The sequence below is a fragment of the Sorangium sp. So ce204 genome, from assembly GCF_051526795.1.
GTDB lineage: Bacteria > Myxococcota_A > Polyangia > Polyangiales > Polyangiaceae > Sorangium > Sorangium cellulosum_B.
On the sequence record NZ_CP150317.1, the window covers coordinates 5,135,080 to 5,160,304 of the forward strand.

Annotated in this window: 21 protein-coding genes; 10 read left to right on the plus strand and 11 right to left on the minus strand. The window is 72.7% G+C overall.

Annotated elements, in window-relative coordinates; genetic code table 11:
* Positions 1–313: 313 nt before the first annotated feature.
* Both traA and WMF22_RS19030 read left to right on the plus strand, forming a co-directional pair.
* Positions 314–2,443, plus strand: a complete 2,130-nt coding sequence (traA, locus tag WMF22_RS19025; RefSeq protein WP_438036627.1) for an outer membrane exchange protein TraA family protein — start codon at positions 314–316, stop codon at positions 2,441–2,443.
* Positions 2,440–4,347: an OmpA family protein gene (locus WMF22_RS19030; RefSeq protein WP_438036628.1), complete on the plus strand. Its 1,908-nt coding sequence runs from the start codon at positions 2,440–2,442 to the stop codon at positions 4,345–4,347. Before traA ends, WMF22_RS19030 begins: the two co-directional genes overlap by 4 nt.
* Positions 4,348–4,658: 311 nt before the next feature.
* Here the strand turns inward: WMF22_RS19030 and WMF22_RS19035 are convergent, their stop codons facing one another.
* Positions 4,659–5,309 (minus strand): hypothetical protein, encoded by a 651-nt coding sequence (locus WMF22_RS19035; RefSeq protein ID WP_437300477.1) that lies wholly within the window; start codon positions 5,307–5,309, stop codon positions 4,659–4,661.
* A gap of 235 nt (positions 5,310–5,544) precedes the next feature.
* Between WMF22_RS19035 and WMF22_RS19040 the strand changes: the two genes are divergently transcribed.
* Positions 5,545–6,063: a peptidylprolyl isomerase gene (locus WMF22_RS19040; RefSeq protein WP_437300478.1), complete on the plus strand. Its 519-nt coding sequence runs from the start codon at positions 5,545–5,547 to the stop codon at positions 6,061–6,063.
* A 149-nt stretch (positions 6,064–6,212) separates the two neighbouring features.
* A complete protein-coding gene (locus WMF22_RS19045; protein WP_438036629.1) occupies positions 6,213–6,695 on the plus strand; it encodes a hypothetical protein in 483 nt (160 codons plus the stop codon).
* 42 nt (positions 6,696–6,737) lie between these two features.
* On the opposite strand, the gene WMF22_RS19050 is transcribed toward WMF22_RS19045, so the two are convergent.
* Positions 6,738–8,531, minus strand: a complete 1,794-nt coding sequence (locus WMF22_RS19050) for an ATP-binding protein (RefSeq protein ID WP_437300480.1) — start codon at positions 8,529–8,531, stop codon at positions 6,738–6,740.
* 123 nt (positions 8,532–8,654) lie between these two features.
* On the opposite strand from WMF22_RS19050, the gene WMF22_RS19055 reads away from it, so the two are divergent.
* The 3 genes from WMF22_RS19055 to WMF22_RS19065 all read left to right on the plus strand — a co-directional run bounded on the left by WMF22_RS19055 (position 8,655) and on the right by WMF22_RS19065 (position 11,282).
* Positions 8,655–9,272 carry a DUF47 domain-containing protein gene (locus WMF22_RS19055; protein WP_437300481.1) on the plus strand — a complete coding sequence of 206 codons (618 nt, stop codon included), beginning with the start codon at positions 8,655–8,657 and terminating at the stop codon, positions 9,270–9,272.
* Entirely contained in the window at positions 9,269–10,276 is a 1,008-nt protein-coding gene (locus WMF22_RS19060; protein WP_437300482.1) for an anion permease, read from the plus strand. The genes WMF22_RS19055 and WMF22_RS19060 overlap by 4 nt, the downstream gene beginning before the upstream one ends.
* A gap of 127 nt (positions 10,277–10,403) precedes the next feature.
* Positions 10,404–11,282 (plus strand): NmrA family NAD(P)-binding protein, encoded by an 879-nt coding sequence (locus WMF22_RS19065; protein WP_438037269.1) that lies wholly within the window; start codon positions 10,404–10,406, stop codon positions 11,280–11,282.
* Between the two features lie 91 nt (positions 11,283–11,373).
* Here WMF22_RS19065 and WMF22_RS19070 read toward each other — a convergent pair whose 3' ends face one another.
* The gene (locus tag WMF22_RS19070; protein WP_437300484.1) at positions 11,374–12,573 is read right to left on the minus strand and encodes a 6-phosphofructokinase; all 1,200 of its coding nucleotides are present in this window, start codon (positions 12,571–12,573) and stop codon (positions 11,374–11,376) included.
* A 161-nt stretch (positions 12,574–12,734) separates the two neighbouring features.
* Complete coding sequence (locus WMF22_RS19075; RefSeq protein ID WP_437300485.1) at positions 12,735–15,476, minus strand: phosphoenolpyruvate carboxylase; 2,742 nt, start codon at positions 15,474–15,476, stop codon at positions 12,735–12,737.
* Between the two features lie 233 nt (positions 15,477–15,709).
* Between WMF22_RS19075 and WMF22_RS19080 the strand changes: the two genes are divergently transcribed.
* Entirely contained in the window at positions 15,710–17,245 is a 1,536-nt protein-coding gene (locus tag WMF22_RS19080) for a serine/threonine-protein kinase (RefSeq protein WP_438036630.1), read from the plus strand.
* 161 nt (positions 17,246–17,406) lie between these two features.
* On the opposite strand, the gene dut is transcribed toward WMF22_RS19080, so the two are convergent.
* Together dut and WMF22_RS19090 are read right to left on the minus strand one after the other, a co-directional pair.
* Positions 17,407–17,865 carry a dUTP diphosphatase gene (dut, locus tag WMF22_RS19085; RefSeq protein ID WP_437300486.1) on the minus strand — a complete coding sequence of 153 codons (459 nt, stop codon included), beginning with the start codon at positions 17,863–17,865 and terminating at the stop codon, positions 17,407–17,409.
* Between the two features lie 18 nt (positions 17,866–17,883).
* Positions 17,884–19,263, minus strand: a complete 1,380-nt coding sequence (locus tag WMF22_RS19090) for a M50 family metallopeptidase (protein ID WP_437300487.1) — start codon at positions 19,261–19,263, stop codon at positions 17,884–17,886.
* Positions 19,264–19,382: 119 nt separating this feature from the next.
* On the opposite strand from WMF22_RS19090, the gene WMF22_RS19095 reads away from it, so the two are divergent.
* The gene (locus tag WMF22_RS19095; protein ID WP_438036631.1) at positions 19,383–20,234 is read left to right on the plus strand and encodes an SGNH/GDSL hydrolase family protein; all 852 of its coding nucleotides are present in this window, start codon (positions 19,383–19,385) and stop codon (positions 20,232–20,234) included.
* A 23-nt stretch (positions 20,235–20,257) separates the two neighbouring features.
* Here WMF22_RS19095 and WMF22_RS19100 read toward each other — a convergent pair whose 3' ends face one another.
* The 5 genes from WMF22_RS19100 to WMF22_RS19120 form a co-directional block, all read right to left on the minus strand.
* Positions 20,258–21,007, minus strand: coding sequence for a lysophospholipid acyltransferase family protein (locus WMF22_RS19100; RefSeq protein WP_437746926.1), 750 nt, complete (start codon positions 21,005–21,007; stop codon positions 20,258–20,260).
* A 178-nt stretch (positions 21,008–21,185) separates the two neighbouring features.
* Complete coding sequence (locus WMF22_RS19105; protein ID WP_437300490.1) at positions 21,186–21,617, minus strand: secondary thiamine-phosphate synthase enzyme YjbQ; 432 nt, start codon at positions 21,615–21,617, stop codon at positions 21,186–21,188.
* A gap of 9 nt (positions 21,618–21,626) precedes the next feature.
* Positions 21,627–22,532 (minus strand): HvfC/BufC family peptide modification chaperone, encoded by a 906-nt coding sequence (locus tag WMF22_RS19110; RefSeq protein ID WP_438036632.1) that lies wholly within the window; start codon positions 22,530–22,532, stop codon positions 21,627–21,629.
* Positions 22,516–23,373 carry an MNIO family bufferin maturase gene (gene bufB, locus WMF22_RS19115; RefSeq protein ID WP_438036633.1) on the minus strand — a complete coding sequence of 286 codons (858 nt, stop codon included), beginning with the start codon at positions 23,371–23,373 and terminating at the stop codon, positions 22,516–22,518. The genes WMF22_RS19110 and bufB overlap by 17 nt, the downstream gene beginning before the upstream one ends.
* Before the next feature lie 155 nt (positions 23,374–23,528).
* Complete coding sequence (locus WMF22_RS19120) at positions 23,529–23,846, minus strand: hypothetical protein (RefSeq protein WP_437300493.1); 318 nt, start codon at positions 23,844–23,846, stop codon at positions 23,529–23,531.
* Positions 23,847–24,222: 376 nt separating this feature from the next.
* Between WMF22_RS19120 and WMF22_RS19125 the strand changes: the two genes are divergently transcribed.
* Positions 24,223–25,224 (plus strand): hypothetical protein, encoded by a 1,002-nt coding sequence (locus tag WMF22_RS19125; RefSeq protein ID WP_438036634.1) that lies wholly within the window; start codon positions 24,223–24,225, stop codon positions 25,222–25,224.
* Position 25,225: the final 1 nt, after the last annotated feature.

The following is a 25,225-nucleotide window of genomic DNA, read 5'->3' on the forward strand; positions in this document are numbered from 1 at the left end:
AGGGCGCGTCATCGGCTCTGGGGAGCCGAAGGTCGCGCGTGGGTGTCGACCTCGTGCCGTTCCCGTCACCAGGCCATCCGCTCCAGGCGTGTGCGGCCGATCGCCCGTGCGGTTTGCCAGCCGTCCCGCGCGCATGACAGCATCGGACCATCGGGCGGCAGGGGTGGTAGAGGACCGTCGCCTACATGCGGAGCGGGCTTTCGCAGCCTTCCTCTTGCAGATCGCGGCGCGGAGCGGCTAGCCTGGAGCTCGTAACTTCCGGAGCTCGGGTGCTGAGGACCCGCGAGCGATGCAAAGGACCCGCGAGCGAGCCATGCGCATTCGACGAGCTGCTCTAGTCGCCACGGCCCTGCTCGGGCTGCTGCCGGCGCCGGCGCGCGCACAATCGCAGCCATTCGGCCCCGTCACCCTCTATGAGCCCACCATCGACACGCTGCCGGAGGTCGAGGGGACCGGCCTCTGCGCCGCATCGGCCCTGTCGAAGAACGTGGATATCGATTTCTATGTGCCCCTCGCCACCGACAACCCTGGCGAGCGTCTGGCTTATAACGACAAGGTCAACGCGTTCATCGAGCGCTCGCCTAGCGAGGCCGCGGCAGAGTATCACGAATACGTCGTTCGGACCGTCCTGGATCTCAGCAACAACAACAGCGACATTGATGAGGACGACAACGAGGACGGCGAAGGCCCGCTGAGCTACGGCGACTTCACCGGACTGATGTCGATGACGTGCCAGCAGGGCGGGTGCGACTTCCCCTGGAACAGCGACGGCACCAGCCAGCCGTTCGGCTCCAGGCTCCGCGGGTTCTTGATCGTCCCCGAGGAGATCGTGCGTCGACCCGTTCATATCGGTTTCTATGCCGACGATGCGATAAGCCTCACCTTCTGGGACAAGCTCAACGGCGTCAAGCCCGTCATGGTCCGTCCGGCGCGGCTCGGCCTTCCGACATGGCGCCTCACGAACACCGTCATCTTCGAGAAACCAGGCCTGTACCCGCTCGAGATCCTCTACGTCGAGATCGCCGAGCACGCGGCGCTCGAGATGTCCTACTTCGTCGGCGAGTTCGAGGACTTCGAGCTCGGCGCGCGGGTAGCGGGCAGCGAGAGCCTCAAGGAGGCTAACTATTCCCTCTTCCAACCCGCGCAGTTCTTCCAGACGCTGAGCGGGTCGCCGTCGTTCCCCGATCTCGACCAGTGCCAGCAGTGCAATCGCCAGTTCGCCGGCCAGCACGGGACCAACGGCTGTCCTGGGAGCTACTACTGCAACGAGGCGGCCCTGTGCGCCCCGTGTGACACCGCACGATTCTGCGGCGAATCCTGCTCGGCCTGCACGGGCGACACGCTGTTCTGCATCAACCTGGAGGGCAGGACGCAGTGCGCCGAGTGCCGCACCAGCGAGGACTGCCGCGACGGCTTCGTCTGCGATCCCGAGACGCACGAGTGCAAGGAAGAGTACGAGTGCGAGATCGACGAGGACTGCTCGCGCGACAAGATCTGCGTCGATCACACGTGCGTCCTGTGTGACACCTCCGACCGGTGCGCCGGCAACTCGTGCAACTGCTGTCCGAACGGCATCAACGGCACGCAGATGGACTGCGCCGCCGTCGAGCCGGGCGGCACCCCGATGTGCGTCGAGTGCCTCACCGACGAGCAGTGCCCCGACGGCAAGGTGTGCCACGTGCCCACGGGCCACTGCATGGACAGGCCGCTCCCGACGAACGCCCTGCCCAACTGCTGCGGCGAGGGCTGCGTCGACTGCATGCACCCCGAGGACCCGAACGATCCGCAGTCGCCCCCGGTGCCGTTCTGCCTCCCCGGGCCCATCGGTACGGCGTGCGCCGCGTGCCGCAACGACATGGATTGCGCCGAGGGGCAGTACTGCCTGAGCGGCGAGTGCAAGGAGTGCGTCAAGGACCGGCGCTGCGGGCCGCGCTGCGACAGCTGCGGCGGCGATACGCCGTTCTGCTTCGGCCAGTTCTCCGAGCTCGCGGCGTGCGTGCGCTGCACGTCGGACGAGCAGTGCGCCGGCACGACCTGCAACCGCGAGACGCATCAGTGCGACCCGCCGGGGTGCATGGCGACCTGCGGCGAGGACACCCCGTACTGCGACGGCGAGAGGTGCGTCGAGTGCTACGCCGACACGCAGTGTCCGTGCGGCAACACGTGCGACCTCGCGACGAACACCTGCGACGTCTCCTGCAAGACGAACCTGGACTGCCTCGGGAACGAGCACTGCCGCTGGACCGACGAGGCGGACGCCAAGGAGTGCGCGCTCGGCCCGATGCCCGATAACGTCGCGTGCGGCGGCACGCTCGCCGAGATCTGCAGCGTCTCGGTCGTCGGCCAGAAGGGCGCCGATCCGAGGGCCGCCGGGCTCGTCGCCCTCGCGGCGCTGGCCCTGATCGAGCGAAAGCGCCGCCGGCGCAGCGGAGGTGCCTCGTGAGAACTCGTCCGCTCCTCGCCCCGCTCCTCGCGCTGTCCGCGCTCCTCGCCGGGCGCCCCGCGCTCGCCGAGGAGGGGCGCTTCGATGCCCAGGTCTTCCGCCCGGCAGCGGCCCCGCGCGATCTCGTGATGGTCCAGAAGTCCGAGGTCATCGGGAACCTCTCGCCGACCGTCGGCCTCTACAGCGACATCGCGGCCGACCCGCTCGTGCTGCTCGTCGCGGGCGACGACACGAGGCAGGCCGTCGACGCCATCTCCGGGCGGCTCGAGCTCGCCTTGCTCGCGGGCATCGGCTTCTTCGACGTGTTCGACGTGACGATGGCCATGCCGCTCGTCCTCTTCCAGGAGGGCGGCAACCTCCGCCGCTTCGGAACCGAGGGGTCGGTCAAGAGCTCCTCCGTCGGCGATCTCCGCCTGTCCACGAAGATCTCGCTCCCGTACCTGAACCGCAAGGAGCAGGTCAAGGAGGGGTTCGGGATGGCCATCGCGGGCAACCTCAACTTCCCCACGGGCGACCAGAACGCGTTCACCAGCGACGGCGCGCTGAGCGGCGGCGCGACGCTCATCGGCGACTACCGGTTCAACTTCGGGCTGCTCCTCGCCGCGAACGCTGGCATCTGGCTGCGGCCCGACAACCAGTTCGCGGGCGTGCGCGTCGGCGACATGGCGCAGTTCGGCGTGGCGGCCGAGCAGTACGTCGTCCAGAGCTGGGGCCTGTCGGTCATCGGCGAGGTGTACGGGTACCCCTCGCTCACGAGCTACCCCGACGACCCGGGGCAGATCCCCGCGGAGGCGCTCCTCGGGCTGCGCTGGCAGACCAAGCACGGCATCACGATCACCTTCGGCGGGAGCTTCGGCGCGGCGTGCGGCTTCGGCGCGCCCTCGATCCGCTTCTTCAACGTCATCACGTGGCAGCCGAAGACCTCGCAGGAGCAGGAGGAGATCAACCGCCTGCAGCAGCGCGACAAAGACGATCCGGATCGCGACGGCCTCATCGGCGCCGCGGACCGCTGCCCCGACGTGCCCGGGAGCCCCGAGAACTTCGGCTGTCCTGACCTGGACACCGACGGCGACGGCGTCTTCGATCGCGACGACAAGTGCCCCGACAAGCCCGCCGGGCCGCACGGGAAGGACGGCTGTCCGCTCGCCTTCATCCGGGGCGACGAGATCGTGATCACCGAGCAGGTCCACTTCGCGACCGACAAGGACATCATCCTCGAGGACTCGAACTCGACGCTCGAGGCGGTCGCGCAGGTGCTGATCGACAACCCCGACATCCGCGAGGTGCGGATCGAGGGCCACACCGACGTGCGCGCGACCGATCTGTACAACATGGCCCTGTCCCAGCGCCGCGTGGCGAGCGTCATGGCGTACCTGATCGCGAAGGGCGTCGAAGCCTCGCGGCTCCAGGCGGTCGGCTACGGGCACACGCAGCCGATCTACGACGACACAGGCTGCCAGGGTCCCGACGATCAGCTGTCGCCCGACTGCCAGTTCATGACGTCGAAGAACCGGCGCGTCGTCTTCCGCATCCTGCGCTACGGCGCCGCGGGGGCGAAGCCGCTCACCGGCGCGCCCGAGGGGAGCGAGCAGCTCCTGCCGTCCGGCGGGGTGCTGCCGCAGAAGACCCAGGGCACGCTGCCCAGTCAGGGCACGCTGCCGGGGCAGGGGGTCCTCAAGTCGAACGTGCTGCCGAGCGGCGGATCCTCGCTTCCGCCTGCGGGCGGGGCGCCCGGCGGCGCTGCACCCCTGCCGAACCGCGGCAACGCGGGCGGCCTCCCGAGCAACACGGGCGTGCTGCCGCGATCCGGTACCCCCGCGCCCGCGCCCGCGCCGCCGCCACCGGCGCCGGCGCCGTCCTCGTCGAGCCAGCCGCCGGCTCCCGGAGGCGGGGGGACTCGCTAGAGCGACAAACGGGTTGAAACCACGAGAAAAAGCAGGAATTTCACAGGGAGACGGGGAGGCGGGGAGCGAGAGACGGCAAGAGGGAAAAATTCATTTTTTTTCTTCCTCCCCGCCTCCCCGCCTCCCTGTGAAAATTCTCCGGGTTTCAACCTGATCGTTGTTCCAGGAAGGCGTCGATCCGGGGGGCCCGGCCCGAGGGGGTGGATGGAAGGGGGCTCGATGGCGGTCGAGCGCGCGTTACACAAACGGACGTCAGCGTCACAGCGGTAGGAGCCGCGCGACGCTGACGTCTTCTACGTAGTCTGCTGCGCTTACTTCTTCGGCGCGGGCTTCGCGGGCGCCGATGACGTGGCGGGCTTGGCCGACGACGGCGGGGGGAGCGACGACGGCGGGGCAGAGGAGGCCGGCTTGGCCGACGACAGCGGGGTGGGCGACGCGGGCTTCGCCCCCGGCTTGCCTGGCTTGGCCGAGGCCGCGGGAGCGGGCGAGTCCTCGTACGGCTCGTCGGACGCAGCCGGAGGAGCAGCTGGCTGGTCCGCCGGCGGCGCCTCCGGCTCGGCAGGCGCCGCCGAGTCGGCGGGCGGCGTCGCCGGGTGCAACGTCAACGGCTTCGCCTCTCCGTCGGTGCGGCGGACCCAGATCACCGCCGTCCCGCTCGCCACGCTGGCATAGCGGCCGTCCTCGGTGCGGATCTCCTCGTTGACCGCCTCGATGACCGCGTCGCCGCCGACGGCGCACGCGGCCTTGCGGAGCGACTCGAGGCGCTCCGCCTCCGTGCGGGCCGTCGGATCGCTCGCGATCGGCTGAAGGCGATGGTACTCGCGATCGGGCAGCTGGCCCGCCGGCACGACGTGCATGTCGCTGCAGAACTCGCCCGAAGGCGTGCGTTTGTCCCGGAAAGGAGTGCTGCAACCGGCGATCAGCGCGGCACCCAGGGCCGCCGAGAGGAGGAGGCGCTGCATACTGCCTTCTTACCAGCGATGCGACGCGCGATGCAAACCCCGTGCATCATGGACGCAGCCGACGCGCACCAGGGACGCCAGCCGGCCCGGCGCCACGCCGCCTCTCGCAGGTTGCTCGCGGGTGGATCGGCTCCTGACGCCGTGCGCATCACCGGGTCGTCACATCGCCACCGTCCCATCCACCGCCCCATCCAGTGTTCCGATCTCGTGGACGCCTGGATATGCTCGGCGGCCGATGCGCCCGATCGAGCGATCCGCTCCTCTCGGCTTCCTCACCTTCCTCGGCGCGGCGCTCGCCGCCGCGTGCAGCGCGCCTCAGGCGGCGCCGCACGCCCCTCCGCACAGCGCCGCCCCTGCCGAGCAGAGCGCCTCGAGCGCCGCGGCGTGCCTCGCGGCGGCCAGCGCGCCGCGGCAGGCCCGCCCCGACGAGCCGCCGCGGATCGGCGTGAAGCACATCCTCGTCCGCCATGCCGGCGCCGATCGCGCCGAGGGCACGACGCGCACACGCGAGGAGGCGTGCCTGCGCGCGATGGAGGCGCGCGACAAGATCCGCGGCGGCGCCGACTTCGGCGAGGCGGTGGCGCAGTACAGCGAGGAGGCCGGCGCGGCGTCGCGCGGCGGTTCGCTCGGCACCGTGGAGCGCGCCGACGTCCTGCCGCCCTTCGCCGATGCGGCGTTCGAGCTCGATGTCCAGCAGCTCAGCGACGTCGTGGAGACCCGCTATGGCTTCCACGTGATCTTCAGGACGGAATAGCCCTCCTGCCGAGAGCGAGCCTCCCGCCGGAGACCTCTCTGCCTGCCCGCGCGCGGCCTCTCCTCGCCAGGCCACGCATCGCCAACCACGCCTCGCGGGCCGCGCGCGCAAGGGTTGCGTTCCCGGCGGAGGCGCAGCATGAAGCCCCCATGCGCGCTCACAAGCTCCTCGCCGCCTTCGCCGTGATGATCGCCTCGCCGGCGCTGCTGTTCGCGGCGTGCAAATCCAGCGACGAGCCGGAGGAGGTCATCCCGGCGCCAGGCGCCGTCACAGCACCGACCGCGACGGCGCCGCCGCCCGCGGCGACCGGGACGGTGCCGGCCGCGACGCCGACCCCGGCCGCGCCTCCAGCGACAACGACGGCCGCCCCGACCCCGGCCGCCCCGGCGACCCCGAAGCCGGACGCGGGCGCGCCGGTGGACGCGGGCGCGCCGAAGGACGGGGGCGCCGCCACCACGGCCGACGCGGGGGCGCTCTCGACCAAGCTCGCGGAGTGCGCCGCGAAGTGCCAGTCGATCCTCCAGACCTGCCTGACGCCGAAGTTCCCCGCGGACGGCGGCTTGCCCGCGCTCGCCGATCCGGCGGCGTGCCAGAGCTCGTTCGACTCCTGCCGCACCGCCTGCGCGCCGTAGCTCCCGCCCCGCTCGGCGAGGCCGGCTCCAGCGCCGCCGAGCCTACTTCTTCTGGGCGCCGGTCGGCAGCGTGATCCGGAAGAGCGCGCCGCCGGCCGCGCCGGTCGTCACCGTGATGTCGCCGCTCATCGCCTCGACGAGGTGCTTCGCGATGGACAGGCCGAGCCCGGTGCCGCCCGACGCGCGGGAGCGGCCCGGATCCACCCGGTAGAACCGATCGAAGACGCGGGCCTGGTGCACCGCAGGGATGCCCGGACCGTCGTCCTCGACCTCCAGGACGACGCGCCCGTTCGCGGCCCGCGCGCGCACCACCACGTGCGAGCCGTTCGGCGTGTGATGGATCGCGTTGTCGACGAGGTTGGTCAAGATCTGGTCCAGCGCGCGCGGATCCGCCGCGACGAGCGTGCCCGGCGCCACGTCGATCTTCAACTCGGTGTCCCTCTCCATGGCGCGCCCGCGCAGGAGCGCCACAGCCGCCTCGGCCTGCACCGAGAGATCGAGCGTGCCCGGCGAGAGCGGCCGCTCGCCGCCCTCGATGCGCGACAGATCGAGCAGATCGTCCACGAGCCGGTGCAGCCGGGTCGCGTTCCGCTCGATCACCTCGACGAAATCGCGCGCCGCCTCCGGGTCGTCGAGCGCCCCGCCGAGCAGCGTCTCGCTGCTCGCCCGGATCGACGCGACCGGCGTGCGCAGCTCGTGCGACGCGTTGGCGATGAAGTTGCGCTGCAGGCCCTCGATGCGCCGCAGCTCCGTCACGTCGAAGAAGACGGCGACGACCCCCGCCGCCCCGCGGCCCTGCGCCGGCAGCGCGAGCGGCGCGGCGTTCACGAGCAGGATCCTGCGCCCCGGAGGCCCGGCCGCGCCAGGCGCCGCGGGCGCGATCTCGATCTCGCGCGTCGCCGCCGCGCGCGCGAGCGCGACCTCCTCGAGCAGCTCGTGCAGGCTCGACGAGCGCAGCACCTCGAGCGGCGGGCGGCCGACCGGGTCCCTGCGGATGCCGAGCAGCTGCGAGAGCGCCGGGTTGACCAGCGTGATGTCGCCCTTCTCGTCCGTGACGAGCACGCCCTCGCGCATCGACTCGAGCACCGCGCCGAAGCGCTCTCCCTCGCCCCCGAGCTCGCGCCGCGACACCTCCAGGCTCTCGGCGAGGTCGTCCAGCGCGCCGCCCAGCGTGGCGATCTCGTCGTGCCCCTGCATGCGCGCGCGCCGGCCGAGGTCGGCCCGCATCTCCCGCGCGACGCCCGTCAGGTAGACGAGCCGCCCGGAGAGGGCGCGCGCCCCGGCGAGCGCCGCGGCGACGGCGAGCGCGAGGGCCAGGACGGTGCCCTCCACCACGCGCGTGCGGGCGGCGGACAGGCTGCGGTCGATCGCGACCGGCTCGAAGGCGACCCGCACCACCCACGGCCCGTCCGGGCGATCGAGCCGCTGCGCGGCGTAGAGCATCCGCATCCGCGTCGTCCTGCTCACGCGCTCGCTGCGCCCCGTGCCCTGGTGCCGCGCGTCGGCGACCTCGTCGCGCGTCGCGTGCGTGTCGAGCTGGCCGAGCCCCTCCGGCGCGACCGACGAGTCGCCCCGCACCGCGCCCCGCGGATCGATGAACGTGACGCGCGCTCCTGCGATCTTCGACAGCGCCGTCGCGAGGGCGGGCGCCTCGGCCGCGAGGTCTCCTGATCTCGCGGCGACCTCGGTGACGAGCGCCGTCCGCGTCGCCAGGTCGTCCTCCGTGTGCGCCGAGAGCTCTGCCCCGAGCGTCTTCAGGACATAGCCGTCGAACACGAGCGCCGCGAGGATCGCGATCCCCACCGCGAACGCGATGAGCTTGCTTCGTATACCCATGTCACCAGCGCGCCCGGCTCACGCCGCGCGCGACGTGGGCGAAGATCCTTAGGTTACCTGGTTTTGTCCGTTCCATGACGACTCGTTGACGTGATGCGGGGAGACGGGTAAACGCCCGGCCCCATGGGATTGACCCGTGACGCAGTCTTCTTTGACGCGCTGGCGAACCATGCGCGAAAGAGCGTCGCAGCGAGCGAGCTCCTCCTGGAGATGCTCGACCGGCTCGACGAAGCCCCGACCCTGGTGCAGCGGATCTCCGACCTCGAGGACGAGGCCGACAAGATCACCCACGAGTGTCTGGCCGCCCTCCACCAGACGTGGATCACGCCGCTCGATCGCGAGGAGATCCACGCGCTCATCACCCGCCTCGACGACGTGCTCGACTGCATCGAGGCGGCGAGCGTGAGGCTCGTGCTCTTCGAGATCAAAAGCGCCCTGCCGGACGCGCGGCTGCTCGCCCAGGATGTCGTCGACGCGTGCACCGTCATGAGCTCCGCCATCCAGTCGCTCAGGGACCTGAAGAAACAGCCGCACCTCCTCGAGCTCTGCGTCGAGATCAACAAGATCGAGAACGCGGCGGACGCGCACTACCGCAACGGGCTGGCGGCGCTCTTCAAGAAGGGGAACGACCCGCTCCTCGTGATGAAGTGGCGCGACATCTATGACCTCCTGGAGCACGCGACCGACCGCTGCGAGGACGTCGCGAACATCATCGAGGGCATCGTGCTCGAGCACGCATGACGACCTACATCCTCGCCATCCTCATCATCGCGCTGGCGTTTGATTACATCAACGGCTTTCACGACGCCGCGAACTCGATCGCCACGGTCGTCTCGACGCGCGTCCTGTCGCCGCGCACCGCGGTGCTCTGGGCAGCCGCCTTCAACTTCATCGCGTTCGCGCTGTTCGAGCCCACGGTGGCGCGGAACATCGCGAAGGGCGTCGAGCCGGGGTTCATCACGCCGAACGTCATCCTGGGCGGCCTGCTCGGCGCGATCATCTGGAACCTGCTCACGTGGTGGTGGGGGCTGCCGTCGTCGTCGTCGCACGCGCTCATGGGCGCGTTCGCCGGGGCCGCGGTGAAGAGCGCGGGGCGGCTGTCGGTGCTCGACGCGACGGTCTTCGGCAAGACGGCGGCGTTCATCCTCGTGTCGCCCTTGCTCGGCGCGGTCATCGGGTTCTCGCTCATGCACGCCATCCGGTGGCTCGCGCGGGGCTGGACGCCCAAGAAGGTGAGCACCCGGTTCCGGCGGCTGCAGCTGCTCTCCGCCGCCGCCTACTCGCTCGGGCACGGCGGCAACGACGCCCAGAAGACGATGGGCATCATCACGGCCCTCCTCATCTCCGCGGGCCTCCAGGAGGGCGGCGAGGACCCGGAGCCGATGCTCTGGGTCGTGCTCGTCTGCCACGCGGCGATGGGCCTCGGCACGCTCTCCGGCGGCTGGCGCATCGTGAAGACCATGGGGATGAAGATCACGAAGCTGAAGCCGGTGGGCGGCTTCGCGGCCGAGACGGCCGGCGCGGCGACGCTGTTCAGCGCCACGGCGCTCGGCATCCCCGTGAGCACGACCCACACGATCACGGGCGCGATCGTCGGCGTCGGCGCCACGAGCGGGCGCCTCTCGGCGGTCCGCTGGGGCGTCGCCGGGCGCATCGTCTGGGCCTGGATCTTCACGATCCCCGCCTCGGCCGCCCTCGCCGCGATCGCCTACACCATCGCGAGCGTCATCAGCGGCCAGCCCTGACCGCGCAGGCGAGCGCCGCGTGACGCCACGCAGGCGAGCAGGCGCCTCGCTCGCGCGCCGGGCGGCGGCGCTCGCGCGGCCCGCCCTGGGACTTCCGAAGCGCGCCGCCGATCTCCATAGCGCGACCATGCGGGCGCTCGTGACGGGGGCGACGGGGGCGCCGGGAGGGGCGGTCGCGCGGGCCTTGCTCGCCCGCGGGCACCGCGTGCGGGCGTTCTCCGCCAGGCCTGGCGATCCGACCGCGGCGCGGCTCATCGAGCTCGGCGTCGAGGTCATCCAGGGCAGCGCCGACGAGCCCCGCTCGATCGCGCGCGCGGCGGCCGGCGTCGACGCGGTCTTCGCCATGGGCTCGCCGATCGAGGGCGGGCTCGCGGCCGTCGAGGCGGAGCTGCGGCTCGGCCTCGCCGCCGCCGAGGGCGCGAGGGCCGCGGGCGGCGCGCACCTCGTCTACACCTCGGTCGCGAGCGCCGACCGGGGCACGGGCGTCCCCCATTTCGAGAGCAAGGCGACCGTCGAGCGGCACATCACCGCGCTCGGCGTGCCCTGCACGATCCTCGCCCCGGTGTGCCTGATGGAGAGCCTGATCACGCCCGCTGCGCTCCTCGGCCTCCGGCGCGGCGTGTACGCCGCCCCGCTCCCGGCAGCCTGCCCGCTGCAGCAGATCGCGGCCGACGACGTGGGGCGGTTCGCGGCGCTCGTGCTCGAGCGCCGGCGCGACTTCCTCGGGCGCCGGATCGAGCTCGCGTCCGACGAGCTCACCGGCGCCGAGGCCGTCTCGGCGCTTTCCCGCGTGGCCGGCCGCGAGATCCGCTACGCCGAGGTGCCGCTCGCCGAGGTGCGCGCGCGCAGCGAGGACCTCGCGGCCATGTTCCGCTGGCTCACGCGCGGGGGCCACGGCGTGGACCTCGGGGCGCTCCACGCCGCCTACCCGGAGGTCGGGTGGCGGCGCTTCGAGGACTGGGCGCGCGAGCACCTCGCGGGCGCGCTGACCCGAGCGGTCGCGTGAGCCTGCGAGGGCGCCGCGTCGATCCGGCGCGCGGTCCACCGGTCCACCTGCCCCGCGCGCCGGGCTCACCCGGCCCGCGCGGGCGCGGCGCTCATCCGACGTGCGACGGCGCGCGGCTCGGTCGGGCCGCCCCGAGGCTGATGAAATGGTCGAGGATCCAGGTCTTGAAGCGGTTCAGGTCGAGCCGGTCGAGCAGCGGCAGGAACGCCCGCTCCACGCCGTCCTCGCGGCGTATCGAGGCGAAGTCGAGCACGCCGACGTCGTTCGCGGCGAGCACGTACGGCATCACCTCGGTGCGCCCCTCGTCGAAGGCCGCGAGCAGCAGCGACCCCTTGAGGAAGGCGGCCGAGACGTCGAGGAAGGCGGGGCGGATGCCGCGGATGTACCGGCTGAACGGCTCCGCGATCACGCGCTTGTCCGGCGAGTCGCGGAGCCCCGCGCCCTCGAGCTGCTTCTTCAGGAACTCGCTCGCCGACATGCCGGGGTGCTCCTTGCGGCGGCGCTCGGCCTCGTAGCCCTCGGCCACGACAACGAGCGCGTAGTCGGCGCGCTTGAGGCCGTCGGCGAGCTCGCCCAGCACGTCCTGCGGGAAGCGGAAGAAGGGGAGCACGATGAGGTGCGCCCGGGCGGCCACCGCGCAGTGCAGCGCGTGCCGCCCGCTGCGGTTGCCCATCATCTCGAGGATGTAGATGCGCTTGTGCGTATAAGCGTCCTCGTAGAGCCCGCGCGCGATGGTCGCGCCCGTCTCCACGCCGGACAGGAAGCCGATCGCGCGATCGCCCTCCAGATCGTTGTCGATGGAGACGTTCACGAAGCCGGCCTGCGGGCGCACCTCGAACTCGTCGAGCCACGCCTTGATGCCCTCGAACGTGCCGTTGCCGCCGACGCAGATGAGGTGCGTGAACCCCTGCGCCTTGAAGGTCGCGGCGGCCTGCTTGCGCTTCTCGCGATCGAGGAAGCCGGAGTAGCGCTCGCTGCGGAAATCGCTGCCCGCGTCGAGCACGCGCCGCCCCATCGAGCGCGCCGGGATGCCCTGCGCGAGCAGATCGTAGCGCTGGCGGCGGCTCATGATGAGGCGCTCGAACTGGGGCTGGGCGCGCGCGTCCGCGGTCAGGGAGCGGAAGCCCTCGGTCGCGGCCCACACCTCGTAGCCTCGCCGCGCCGCCTCCTCGGTCAGCGCGACGGCGACCGAGGAGTAGCCAGGGGCGTTGCCGCCGTCGAAGACGAGCAGCAGGCGCTTGTCCGATGCCGGGAGGGTGTCGGGACGTCCGAACTCGACGATGCTGGTCATGGCGCCGGCCTTCTACCACGCGACGACGAGGTTGGCTGAGCGATTGTCACACGTTCGCGATCGTTGTTCGACGACGCCGGGCGTTGGACGACAGCGCCGCGCGGCGTCGAGCGAGCGCGCCGCGCCGCGTGGCGCTCCGCGCGGCGCCGAGGGCGCGCCGTTCACCCCGTGTTGCGCATGCCGGCGGCGATGCCGTTCAGCGTGAGCAGGAGCGAGCGATCGCGCCCCGAGTCCCCGCCGCGGCTCGCCCGCAGGAGCTCGACTTGCAGGAATGAAAGGGGGTCGACGTAAGGATTGCGCAGCGAGATGGACCGCTGGAGCGTCGGGTTGCCCTCGAGCAGCCGCCGGTTGCCCGTGAGCCGCTTGAGCCACGACCGCGTCCGCTTGTACTCCGCGATGATCCGCGGCGCGACCGCCTTGCGCGCGGCGGCCGGCGCGAGCTCCGCGTAGCCCGCGAAGATCGTCATGTCGGCCTTCGCGAGCACCATCTCGACGTTGTCGATGACCGCCCGGAAGAACGGCCACGACGCCATCATCTCCTTCAGCAGCTCCGCGCCCTCGGGGCGCTGGCCCATCGCCTCCAGGCCGCTGCCGACGCCGTACCACCCCGGGAGGATGGCCCGGTTCTGCGTCCACGCGAAGACCCACGGGATCGCGCGCAGCGACTCCAGGCCGCCCGCGCGGCGCTTGCTCGGGCGCGAGCCGAGCGGCAGGCGCGCGATCTCGTCGATCGGGGTCACGGCCGTGAAGAACTCCACGAACCTGGGCTCGTCCCAGACGAGCGCGCGGTAGGCGCGCCGGCCCGTCTCGGCGAGCTCGTCGAACGCCGCGGCGTAGCGCAGCTCGGACGCGGCGGGCGGCCGCGGCTGCGCGCCCAGCGTGTGCAGGAGCACGCCGCTCAGCATGATCTCCAGCGTGCGCATCGCGAGCTCGGGGCGCGCGTACTTGTGGTCGAGCGCCTCTCCCTGCTCGGTCGCCTTGTAGCGGCCGCCGACGCTGCCGGCCGGCAGGGCGAGCAGCGCCTGGTGCGCCGGCCCGCCGCCGCGCGCCACCGACTCGCCGCGGCCGTGGAAGACGCGGAGCGGCAGCTCCGCCTCCGCGGCGATCTTCGGCAGCGTCTCCTGCACGCGCCGGAGCGCCGCGCTCGCCGCGAGCAGGCCGACCTCCTTGCCGGAGTCGCTGTAGCCGATCATCACCTCCTGCACGCCGCGGGCGAGGACGTGCGGCCGGTACTCGGGGTGCGCCAGCAGCGCGCGCAGGATCCTCGCGCTGTCGTTCAGCGCGGCGAGCGACTCGAACAGCGGCACGACGTCGATCCGCGCGCACGACCGCGCCTCGTCCCACAGCCCGGCGGCCTTCGCGCTCGCGAGCGCGGCGAGGACGTCGTCCTCGCTGTGGGTCATCGACAGCACGAGCGTGCGGCAGGACGCCTCGCCGCCGTCGCGCTGCGCCGCGGCGATGCGCTGGAGCGCCTCGAACACGCGGCGCGCCTCGGGCGTCATCTGCGCCGGCTCGACGCGGCCCTCCGCGACGCTGGCCGCCGCGGCGCGCGCGTCCTCGGCCGGCGCGCGCATCTCGAGCTCCGCGAGCGCGAACCCGAGCGCGCGCACCTGCGAGAGCAGCGCCCGCGCCCGGCGCTCGCCCGAGCTCGCGCAGCGCGCGGCGCGCAGGCTGTCGGCGACGACCGCGAGGTCGCGCTCGAGCTCCGCGGGCTCGCGGTAGGGGACGGCGAGCGTCGGCTCCTCCGGGCGCACGAAGGCGCGCCCCTCGCGCGCGGGGCCCTGCCCGGAGCGCGCGCGCGCCTCCGCCCGGCCGTGCTCCGCGTGCTCGAGCGTCGCGGTGAGGCGCGCCTCGATGAAGTGCAGCTTGCGGCGCCACGGCTCGCCCTCGGTGCGCGGGCCGAAGTGCGCGGCCACCTCGGGCATCGCGGCGGCGTCCTCCTCGATCGAGGCGAGCAGCCACGGCGGCGGCGTGACGTGCCGGACCGACTGCGACAGCGCGCCGCCGAGGTCGCGCACCGCCCGGACGAGCCGGCGCAGCCCGCGGATGCGGTAGGCGAACAGCGCGTCCTCGAGCACGGCGGGCACGACGAGCGGGTTGCCGTCCATGTCGGCGCCGACCCACGAGTGGATCCGGAGCGGCGCGATCTCCGCGTCGAGCGGCTCGCCGTAGGCGGCCTCGAACGCGCGCCCGATCACGGTGGGCAGATCGGGGAGCAGATCCCAGAGGATCTCCTCGATGTACCAGGCGACGTTCTTCACCTCGTCGCCGACGGTGGGGCGATCGCGGCGCACCTCGTCGGTCTGCCAGAGCGCGGTGATCTCCTCGCGGATCTCGGCGAGCTTGAGCGCCGCCTCGTCGGGCGTCAGCTGGCAGCGATCGCGCTCCTCGAGGTTCTTCGCGATGCGGTAGAGCTTCTCGAGCACCGTGCGCCGCGCGGCCTCCGTCGGGTGCGCGGTGAGGGTGAGCGTCACGTCGAGCGTCCTGAGCGCGGCGCGCACGCGCTCCGCCGGCACGCCGGCCTTCTTGAGCGTGTGCATCGCGGCCTCGATCGACCCGCGCTGCGGCCGCGCGCCGGGATCCGTCGCGTACGCGCGCGCGCGGCGGATGCGGTGGTGCTGCTCCGCGAGGTTGACGAGCCGGAAGTAGACGGTGAACGCGCGGATGACGGGCTCGAGGCGGTCGTGGGGCAGCTCCGCGAGCAGCTTGCTGAGCTCCGCGGCCGCGTGCGCGCGGCCGTCGCTGGGGCCGCGCCGCCGGCGGATGGCGAGCGTACGGATGCGCTCCTCGATGGCGAAGAGCTCTTCTCCCTCCTGCTCGATCAACACTTCCCCGAGCAGGCGTCCAAGCAGGCGAACTTCTTTGCGAAGAGGTCGATCGACCTCGCGGCGGCGCGGCGGCATGGGCGCCAGCCTAGCGCGATGCGGCGTAAAACGGACCACCGAGTGTGGCCTGGGCGGACGGTCGGTGGCGCCGGGGGTGTGGCGGCGCCGGGGCGGGTGGCGCCCCTCGGGTCGGGGCAGGTGGCGCGCCTCGGGGGCCTTGGCGGGTGGGCGGTGGTGCGAGCACGGTCCGTGCATCGCCCGTTCATCCGCGCCCTTTCGAAGCCTCGTCGAGCTCGTGTACCCTCTGGCGGATGGCCGATGATGTGTTCGGGATCGTCGGCACGACCCAGGGGGCGTTCAAGGTAGAGCGGGTCGTCGCCGAGGGTGGGTTCGGCGTCGTCTATCGGGCGTACCACGAGGCTTTTCGAGCGCCTGTCGCGCTGAAGTGCCTCAAGGTCCCGGCGACGCTGCCCGAGCAGCTGCGCGTGCAGTTTCTTGAAAAATTTCGTGAAGAAGCGGAACTGCTGTTCCGCCTGTCGGCCGCGATCCCTGCCGTCGTCAGGCCGCTGCACCACGACGTGATCTCGACCGCGACCGGCGCCTTCGTGCCGTTCATCGCGCTGGAGTGGCTCGAGGGCCGCACGCTCGCGAGCCACATCGCCTCCCGCGCGGCGATCGGAGCGCCGCAGCTCGCGCCGGGGGAGGTGATCCGGCTGCTCGCGCCGGTCGCGCGCGCGCTCGAGGCGGCGCACCTGTTCCCCGGGCCGAGCGGCCCCACGTGCGTGGTGCACCGCGATCTCAAGCCGGCGAACCTCTTCCTCGCCCAGATCCACGGCGCGGAGGTCGTCAAGATCCTCGACTTCGGCATCGCCCGCGCCCGCGACGCCGCGACGGTCATGGCCGGCCAGACCGCCACCACGTCGGGCGGCCTCTCGACGGCGTTCACGCCCGCCTACGGCGCGCCCGAGCAGTGGGCGCCGAAGCGCTTCGGCAAGACGGGCCCCTGGACCGACGTCTGGGGGCTCGCCGTGACCGTCGTCGAGGCGCTCGCCGGCCGCGAGATCATCGGCGGGGATCACGTGGCGATGATGGGCACGGTGCTCGACGAGAAGCGCCGCCCCACGCCGAGGAGCGAGGGCATCTTCGTGCCCGACGCGCTGGAGGCCGCCTTCCGTCGGGCGCTGGCCGTGGATCCGCGCGAGCGCTTCCGGGACATCGGGGCGTTCTGGGACGAGGTCGAGCAGGCGCTCGGGCTGCCGCGGAGCGCTCCGCCGATCGCGGTGCCCAGCCGGAGCCAGGCGCCGGCCGCCGCCCGCGTCCGCTCCTCGGTGTTGCCCGCATCGCCCTCGTCGCCGGGCTCGACGCGGTCGCAGGATCTCCTCCAGGGCACCGCCCTCGCGGCGCCGGCGGCGTTCGCGGAGGCGACGGCCCGGGAGCTCCACCTGCCGGAGCGCGGCGGCGGCCGCTTGCCGCCGCACAGCCTCCCCACCGAGCCGGTCGTGCCGCTCGCGCTCGACTGGTCTCCTCCCGCGCCCGCGCCCTTCGCGCGGCCGTCCTATGCGCCGTCGAGGATGCCGCCCCCGATGATGGAGCGCGCGCCCGCGCGCCCCAGCCTGAGCACCGGGGAGCTCATGGCGATGTTCGCCTTGCCGGTGCGGCTCGCCGGCGCGGGCGTCGTCATCACCCTCCTCGATCTCGCGGCCGCCTCGCTGCTCTTCGGCGGCCAGCGCATCGGCGTGGGCCCCGTCGGCGGCGTGGGCCCCATCGGGCTCTTCCACGTCGCGGTGGGCCTCGTGGTCCTGGGCATCGGGATCGCGGTGTTCCGGCTGTTCTCGTCGGACCGCTAGAACACCGATCACGTTGAAACCCGGAGAAATTTCACAGGGAGGCGGGGAGGCGGGGAGGAAGAAGAAAATGAATTGTTCCCTCTTGCCGTCTCTCGCTCCCCGCCTCCCCGCCTCCCTGTGAAATTTCTGCTCTTTCTTGGGGTTTCAACCCGTTTGTCGCTTCAGGGCTCCTCGCGCCGCACGCCTGTCGATCCGTAGCCGCCCGCGCCGCGCGCCGTCGGCGCGAGCGCCGGGACCAGGACCACGTCCGCGAGGGCGACCGGGCAGATCACGAGCTGGGCGATCCGATCGCCGCGGTGCACCGTGAACGGCGCTGCGCCGAGGTTGATCAGGACGACCTTGATCTCCCCGCGGTAGTCCGGATCGATCGTCCCGGGGCTGTTCAGCACGGTGACGCCGTGGTGCAGCGCGAGCCCCGAGCGCGGCCGCACCTGCCCCTCGTGGCCGTCGGGGAGGGCGACCGCGTAGCCCGTGGGCACGAGCCTCCGCTCCCCGGGCGCGAGCGTCACCGGCGCCTCGATGGCCGCGCAGAGATCGAGCCCGACGGCTCCCTCGGACTGGTAGGCGGGGGGAGGGACCTCGATCGGCCCCACGCGGAGGAAAGGCACCTGGATGCGCACGCGGCGGAGCCTAGCCGGTCACGGGCGCGGCAGCACCGCCTCGAGCGCCGAGCCCCGGAGCGCCTCGAGCGCCGAGTCCGACCACGCCCGCGCCCGATCCGAGAACCCGGCCTCCACCGCGCGCCGGAGCAGATCGAGCGCCCCCTCGAGGTTCCCGTCCTTGGCGCTCGCGCGCGCCGCGCCGTACGCGTCCTCGCCGAGGCCCACGCGGCGGAAGATCGCCTCGTAGAGCCGCGCCGACCAGTCGAACGCGCCGCGCTCGAACGCGATCTCCGCCATCCTCCGCGCGTCGTCCTCCGAGAGCTGCTCCACGATGTCCAGCGCCACGGCCGCGGCCCGCGCCGCCTCGCCCTGCTCCACGAGCACCCGGATCAGCGGGCCCGCGACCTCCTTCCGGTCGTCGCCGGCCTCGCGGGCCGCCTCCAGCACCTTCCGCGCCTGCTTCAGCTCCCCGAGCGCGAGGTGAATCGCGCCGACGAGCGCCGGGTCGGGCTCGCCCTGCTTGCGCGCCTGCGCCAGCGCTTCCCCCGCGCGCTTCGCGTCGCCGAGGAGCAGGTGCGACCAGCCGATGAGCTCGTGCGCCTCCCGGAGCGCGCGCTTCGGCGGCGCCGGCGACTGCGCGAGCACCTCCGCCGAGAGCGCCATCGCCTCGCCCGTCCGCTCGTCCTCCACGGCCCGACGCGCCCGCTGGAGCAGGACGGCCGTCTCGGGCGGCATCGGCTCCTCCTGGAACTCCGCTCGCCGGCGGTTCATGGAGGGCGACGGCGCCGCCGGCTCGCTGCGGAACCGCTGCAGGCTCTGGAACGCCGACATGCCGAGGATGAACGAGAAGAAGAAGAACCCCGCCCTCAGGAAGAAGATGGCGAGGAGCACGGCGGCGACGCCCGAGATGGCCGCCGTCAGCCGGGCCCGCTTCGGGCCGAGCGCGTGCTCGAGCACGTGGCCGCCGTCGAACGGGAGCACGGGGATCAGGTTGAGGAGGCCCCACACCAGGTTGACCTTGATGAGCAGCTCCATCCCGCTCAGCACCATGTCCGGGAGGGCATAGAGCGCCGGGCCGTAGCTGAGCACGAGGTGAAGGAGCCCGGCGACGGCGAAGCCGGCGAAGGGGCCTGCCAGGCTGATCAGCACGTGCTGGAGCCGCCCGAGGGGCAGGAGCGAGCGCCAGGTCGTGGTCCCGCCCATGAAGTGGAGCGTGATCTCCGGCTCGATCCGGTACCGCTTGATGGCGAGCGCGTGGCCGAACTCGTGCATCAGGACCGACAGGAAGACCACGAGGATCCAGACGAGGAACAGCTGGTACTGCTGCCCGGCGAGGAACGCGTACCCGAGCAGGGCGGCGGAGAGCCAGAACCCGATCTGGACGTCGACCGAGACTCCAAACAGACGGAAGCTCATGCGCATGTAATAAGCCGTGCGGGCCGTTCGCTCAATGATTGCCGTGCGGACGCGGCCGGCCGTAGAGTGCGCGCCGCGCGGGCGAGCCGGCCCGCGCGGGCGCGGCGCCGGGAGCGAGCATGGGCAGGGAGATCCGGGTCAGGAGATGGGCGCTCGCCGGGGTCGCCGCGGCGGGCATGGCGTGCGGCGCCGCGCCGGCGCCCGCGCCGTCCCCCGGGGCCGCGCCGGCGCCCGCGGCGCCGCCCGAGGCCTCCGCGCCGGCCGCCGCCCGCCCGCCCGAGGCCTCCGCTCCGGTCGAGGCCGCCGCCGCGCCGCCGGCCGCCGCGCCCCCCGAGTTTGCGGTTCCGCCCAACACGGCGGTCCTCCACGTCGGCGACTCGTTCGCGGTGGCGGGCTTCGCGCAGGCGCTCCGCCCGAGGATGCAGGCGCACCGCGTGCGCTACGCGGTGAAGGCGGAGACCAGCTCGTACACGGTGACGTGGGCCTCCAGGATGGAGCTCCTTGTCGCGAACTACCAGCCGGACCTCGTGATCATCAGCCTGGGCGCCAACGAGGTGGAGAACGTCAACCCGCCGGCCCACGCCGGCGCGATCCGCCGCATCGTCAAGGCGATCGGCGGTCGCCCGTGCGTGTGGGTGTCGCCGCCGCTGTGGCGCAAGGACACCGGCATCATCGACGTGATCCGGACGAACTCGGCGCCGTGCCGCTTCTTCGACTCCGACGCGCTGGTGCCGGGCCCCCTCCCGCGCCAGAAGGACAAGATCCACCCGAACGAGGTCGGGGGCGCGCGCTGGGCCGAGGCCTTCTGGAGCTGGCTCACGGCGGAGCACCTCCCGGCCGGCGAGGCGGTGCCGGCGCGCAGCCCCTGGGCGCTCCGGCCGTCTCCGCCGGAGGAGCACCGCTCCCGGGCGGAGGCCCCGGAGAGCGCGGCCCAGCCGGGCGCTCAGGTGTCGGAGCGGCGGGCGGAGTGATCGCGAGCTGACCGGCCGGCGCCCTACGCCGCCGACGTCGCGACGCCTGCGCCGCGGTGGACCAGCCCGGGATCGTGGCCGAGCGCCCCTGCGATCGCCGCCCTCACGTCCCGCATGAGCCGGTTGCGGCCCCCGGCGCCGTAGGGCGCCGGATCGATCGGCGGCATGATCGTGACCACCACGCGGTGGTGCTCCTGCACGACGAAATCCTTGGCCCGGAGCACGTGCCGCGTGCCGTCGATCGCCACCGGGAGGATGGGCGTGTTGGTCTCGATCGCCATCCGGAAGCCGCCGCTCTTGAACGGGAGGAGCGCGCCGGTCTTGCTCCGCGTCCCCTCCGGCGCGATCCAGACCCGGGTCCCGTCCTGCAGCATGGACGCGCCCACCTGCAGGCTCGCGCTGGCCTGGACGTGGTCGCTCCGGTTGATCCGGATGAACCCCGCCGCCTTCATCGCCTGGCCGAAGATCGGCACGTTGAACAGCTCCTTCTTGGCGATCATCCGCAGCCGCCCGGGGATCGCGCGGAACACCACCGGGATGTCGAAGAGGCTCTGGTGGTTCGACATCACGACGAACGGCCGTGCGCCCGAGGCGTGCTCGCGCCCGCGCACCACCAGATCCACGTCCGCGTCCTCGAGCACCTTGCGCGCCCACCAGTCCAGGCGCTCATCGCAGCGCTCGAGGGTCACACGCCCGATCATCGCGTCCACCACGGTCGGAAAGCAGATCCGGGCAGTGTCGAAGATTCCCATGAACGTCGTCTGAAGGCTCATCGCTCTCTTCCCGCTGGCTCCGCTGAAGGGTGAGGGGATCGCGTGGCGCGCTGGCGACCGAGCAGGCCCTGCCGTACGCGGCGGGCAAGCGGCCCCCGAGGGGCGCCGAGCTCATCCAGTGCTGATGCAGCGCTCATCCAGCGCTCGTCCGCTGCGCGAACGCCGCAAAGTATACCACTCAACCCCCGGCTGTGGTGCCGGTCACGGTCACTACCACGCGGCGCGCGTGGGGAGAACTACGGTGCTCCCAGACATACAGGGCTTGCCAGGTCCCGAGCGCGAGGCGGCCGCCGGAGATCGGGATCACCTCACTCGAGCGGGTGATGGCGCTCCTGAGGTGGCCCGGCATGTCGTCGGGGCCCTCGTCGTCGTGCTCGTACTCGCGGCCCTCCGGGGCGAGGCGCGACATCCAGCGCTCCAGGTCGCGGAGGACGGCCGGATCGGCGTTTTCCTGGAGGATGAGGCTCGCGGACGTGTGCTGCAGGAACACGGCGCAGAGCCCGACGTCGACGCCCGCGCCGGTGACGACGCGCGCGACCTCGCGCGTGATGTCGACGAAACCCCGGCCGTTCGTGCGGATCTCGAGCGTGCGCTGGACGATGGTGGTCACCGCGCCATCTTAGCCGCCTTCGGCGCGGGCGCCCGGCACGACGTCGACGATGAGCCCCCAGCTCGTCCAGCGCTGGAACCACACGCCGACGCGCTCGGCCAGCGCCGCGCCCGCCAACTCGCCGCCGCCCGGCGACTGGCGGCCGCACGCCTCCGCTCCGTGGGCTCCGGCCGCCACCTCCTCACACGCCGGGACGAGCGGCACGCCCCGCCCGAGCGCCTCGAGGAGCGCGAACGCCGGCGGCTCGAGCTCTTCGAAGCGGATCGTGAGATCCGCGCCGCGGAACACGGCGAGGCGGACGGGGCGGGGCGCGGGCAGCGCGGGCGACCGGCCCTGCTTGAGCTCGCTCCGGAGGACGTGCGCCGGGTGGCCGAGCCGCACCAGCGCGAGCAGCGGGTGAAGGACGATCCTGGCGGTGGACCAGCCGTCCGCCGGCATGCCCGTCACCTTCGCCGGATCGAGCGGAGGGGGCGAGGCGCCGTCGAACAGATCGACGAGGGCGTGCTCGTACCGCGCCACGTCGCGCGCGAGATCCCGCAGGGCGGGGGGGAACCCCTCGTGCGCGCCCGCGAAGGCGGCGACGTCTCGCCCGAGGTCGCGCAGCGTGAAGCTCGCGGGCGGGTGCGCCGCGAGGTAGGCCCTCGCGAACGCGTCGAAGCCGTCGTCGCCGAGGACGTGCGCCAGCGCGGGGTAGTCCTCGCGGAGCGCGTCCCTGTGCCGCAGCCAGAACTGCCGCCGGTAGATGTCGGCCTGCTCGGCGGGCGCGAGCCGCTCGCTCCCGGCGACGTGCTCGCGGCACAGGCCGGCGAGCTCGGCGTCGTCCGGGAGCGGCGCGCCCGCCGTGAACATGCGGGTGAGCTGGCGCATCAGGGCGGCGAGGCCGGCCGGGGGCGCGGGGTCAGGCGGCGCGCGCACGCGCCACCTCCTCCCGGATCGCCCGCGCCTTCTCCGCCTCGGCGGCGAGGACCTCGAACGAGGGGATGTCGTCGTCCCACTCGATGAGCGTCGAGACGTCGCCGGCGCGGGCGACGGCGCGCCGGTAGAGCGCCCACACGGCGTCGACCACGTGATCGCTGTGGGTGTCGAGGATGTACGCGCCCTGGTGCGTGTGGCCGGCGAGGTGGAACTGCACGATCCGGTGGTGCGGCACGCCGTCGATGTAGGCCTCCGGATCGAAGCCGTGGTTGTACGAGGAGACGTAGACGTTGTTGACGTCGAGCAGGATGCCGCAGTCGGCCTCCTCCGCGATCGCGGAGAGGAACTCCCACTCGCTCATCCGGCTGGCCGTGAAGGTCAGGTAGCTCGACACGTTCTCGAGCGCGAGCCGGACCTCGAGGAAGTCTTGCACCACCCGCGCCCGCGCCGCGACGTGCCGCACGGCCTCTTCGGTGTACGGCAAGGGGAGCAGGTCGTGCAGGTTGATCCCGTGCGCGCCCGTCCAGCAGAGGTGATCGCTCACCCAGGGCGAGCTCACCCTGGCGAGCAGCGCCTTCAGCCGGCGCAGGTAGTCGAAATCGAGCGGATCCGTGCTGCCGATCGACAGCGAGACGCCGTGCTGGACGAGGCGGTAGCTCGAGAGGACGCGCTCGAGGTGGGCGATCGGCATGCCGCCGTCGACCATGAAGTTCTCGCTGATGATCTCGAACCAGTCGACCCGGGGCCGGTGCTCGAAGATGTGCCGGTAGTGCGGGATGCGCAGCCCGACGCCGACGCCGAGGTCGGGGAGTCCCAGCCGCATCCGTTCGGGGTTCACCATGGTTCACCGCGAGCCTTGCTCAGGGGTGGAGGGGTGCGCCGCGGCGCCTCACGATCCATCGGATCCGGCGGATCCGCGTGGCGTGGCCCGACGGCCCAGCGGATCTGGCGGATCCGCGTGGATCCGCCGGACTCCGCCGGGTCGGGCGCGCCGAGCTACGACGAGCAGTCGGCCGGCTTGCAGCCGCCCTTGCCCTTGCACTCGTTCTGGCCGGCGCACGCGTGGCTGTCGCTCTTGCAGCCGCCCTTGCCCTTGCACTCGTTCTTGCCGGCACAGCACGCCTTCGCGGCGTTCTCCGGCGCCGCGGCCGGAGGCGCGTCGGCCGCGGGGGCGGCGCCCGTCTCGGGCGCGGGCGGAGGCGACGAGGCGCAGCCCGCGAGGCCCGCCACCATGCCCGACACCGCCGTCAACGCCAACGTCTTGCCCATGTCGATCGTCATCTGATCCTCCACGCTCGTCTTCGTCGCGATCATCGAGCCCACCGCGCGCCTCGCCAGCATGGCGCGCCCGCGCGCTGGAGCCCGTCGGGTCTCGCCGGCCTCTCGGCCGCGCCGAGCCCATCGGCTACGCGTCACTACGCCCGGCCGGTTCCACGGTTTCACTTCGGACGCGTTGATTCTTCATTCAACTCCCCGTAAGTGAGCGGGGTTGACCTCCACGCCCACGCGAGCCCCCCCTGCGTGCACGGCGTCCGGCGACGTAGCCTCTGCGGCTGGGGCGCGCGGCCAGCGTGCAGCGTTCCATGCACGACGTAACTCGCTTCGGACGGCAGGCGCAAGACAAAGCGTCCGGCGCGGCGCGGCGGCGCCGTGGCGTGTCCTCGTCCACCCGCGTCGCGGGGCGCTCCCGGTGCTCGCAGCGCTCTCGCTGGGGGTGGCCGGCTGCGGCGGGGCTCCGCGCGCGGGGGCCGGCGCGCCGGGCGGCGCGGCGGGTGATGCGGGCTCCGGGCGCGAGCTCCCTGTCGAGGCGATCGCCGCCGAGCTCGAGGTGATGAGCGGTGTGGTCCTCGAAGGGCGGGAGGCGACGTTCCGGGACATCCTAGCCGACGCGATCGCGAAGGACGCGTACCTGTGCCAGCCGGCTCCGCGCCGCGTCTTCTCCGGGGCGCGCGGCGACGTGCCGGAGGGGGAGCGGCGGATCGCCGGGGTGATGCCGCACTACGGCCTCTTCTTCGGCCCGATGAGCTACCTCGTGCGGCGGCGCGGCGGCGCCTGGGAGGTCGACGTGCGGATCGCGGTCGACCCGCCGGAGGGCGCGGGCTGGCTCGAGCTGCCCGACTGCGGGCTCTCCGCCCGGCTCGGGGGTGCGATCGCGTGCCGCGGGACACCGTACGCGCGCTCGGGATCGACGGACGCCTGCCCGGGGTCCGGCGTGTTCACGGCGAGGGCGACGCCGGCCGCGATCCGCGCGCTGCTCGCGCGCTGGTCGGACGAGGCCGAGGGGTACTGGAACCGCGACGCGCGCGCCTTCGGGCTGCCGGTGCGTTACGATTTCGACTTCGTGCTGGCGGACGAGGCGCGTGCGCGGGCGCTCCGGGTCGACCTCGCGGTGCCGCTCTCGCCGACGTGCGGCAGGACGCCGTACTTCAGCGCGATGCGGGCCGGCTGGTCGCTGCCCGTGCTCGCCCACGAGGTGGGGCACGTGCTCGGGCTGCTCGACGAGTACGAGGCGCTCTCCGGGATCGTCCGCTGCTATCCGAAGACGCCGTTCCAGGGCGCCGAGATCAGCCGGATGGGGCTGTCAATGAAGGAGGAGACGCGGCTGCTGCCGATCCATCACTACCTCGTGCTCCGCCGCTTCTTCTGCCGCGAGCCGGCGTCCATCGACCCGTATGCCGGCGCGATCCGCTGAC

What these genes read in the sequence shown, in the direction of transcription:
- WMF22_RS19065 (WP_438037269.1), top strand. Translation starts at nt 10,404, where the DNA reads ATGCGGGCGCTCGTGACGGGGGCGACGGGGGCGCCGGGAGGGGCGGTC.
- WMF22_RS19055 (WP_437300481.1), top strand. Translation starts at nt 8,655, where the DNA reads ATGGGATTGACCCGTGACGCAGTCTTCTTTGACGCGCTGGCGAACCAT.
- WMF22_RS19075 (WP_437300485.1), bottom strand. Translation starts at nt 15,476, where the DNA reads ATGCCGCCGCGCCGCCGCGAGGTCGATCGACCTCTTCGCAAAGAAGTT.
- WMF22_RS19045 (WP_438036629.1), top strand. Translation starts at nt 6,213, where the DNA reads ATGCGCGCTCACAAGCTCCTCGCCGCCTTCGCCGTGATGATCGCCTCG.
- WMF22_RS19100 (WP_437746926.1), bottom strand. Translation starts at nt 21,007, where the DNA reads ATGAGCCTTCAGACGACGTTCATGGGAATCTTCGACACTGCCCGGATC.
- WMF22_RS19095 (WP_438036631.1), top strand. Translation starts at nt 19,383, where the DNA reads ATGGGCAGGGAGATCCGGGTCAGGAGATGGGCGCTCGCCGGGGTCGCC.
- bufB (WP_438036633.1), bottom strand. Translation starts at nt 23,373, where the DNA reads ATGGTGAACCCCGAACGGATGCGGCTGGGACTCCCCGACCTCGGCGTC.
- WMF22_RS19035 (WP_437300477.1), bottom strand. Translation starts at nt 5,309, where the DNA reads ATGCAGCGCCTCCTCCTCTCGGCGGCCCTGGGTGCCGCGCTGATCGCC.
- WMF22_RS19090 (WP_437300487.1), bottom strand. Translation starts at nt 19,263, where the DNA reads ATGAGCTTCCGTCTGTTTGGAGTCTCGGTCGACGTCCAGATCGGGTTC.
- WMF22_RS19050 (WP_437300480.1), bottom strand. Translation starts at nt 8,531, where the DNA reads ATGGGTATACGAAGCAAGCTCATCGCGTTCGCGGTGGGGATCGCGATC.
- WMF22_RS19080 (WP_438036630.1), top strand. Translation starts at nt 15,710, where the DNA reads ATGGCCGATGATGTGTTCGGGATCGTCGGCACGACCCAGGGGGCGTTC.
- WMF22_RS19040 (WP_437300478.1), top strand. Translation starts at nt 5,545, where the DNA reads ATGCGCCCGATCGAGCGATCCGCTCCTCTCGGCTTCCTCACCTTCCTC.
- WMF22_RS19060 (WP_437300482.1), top strand. Translation starts at nt 9,269, where the DNA reads ATGACGACCTACATCCTCGCCATCCTCATCATCGCGCTGGCGTTTGAT.
- WMF22_RS19120 (WP_437300493.1), bottom strand. Translation starts at nt 23,846, where the DNA reads ATGATCGCGACGAAGACGAGCGTGGAGGATCAGATGACGATCGACATG.
- traA (WP_438036627.1), top strand. Translation starts at nt 314, where the DNA reads ATGCGCATTCGACGAGCTGCTCTAGTCGCCACGGCCCTGCTCGGGCTG.
- WMF22_RS19070 (WP_437300484.1), bottom strand. Translation starts at nt 12,573, where the DNA reads ATGACCAGCATCGTCGAGTTCGGACGTCCCGACACCCTCCCGGCATCG.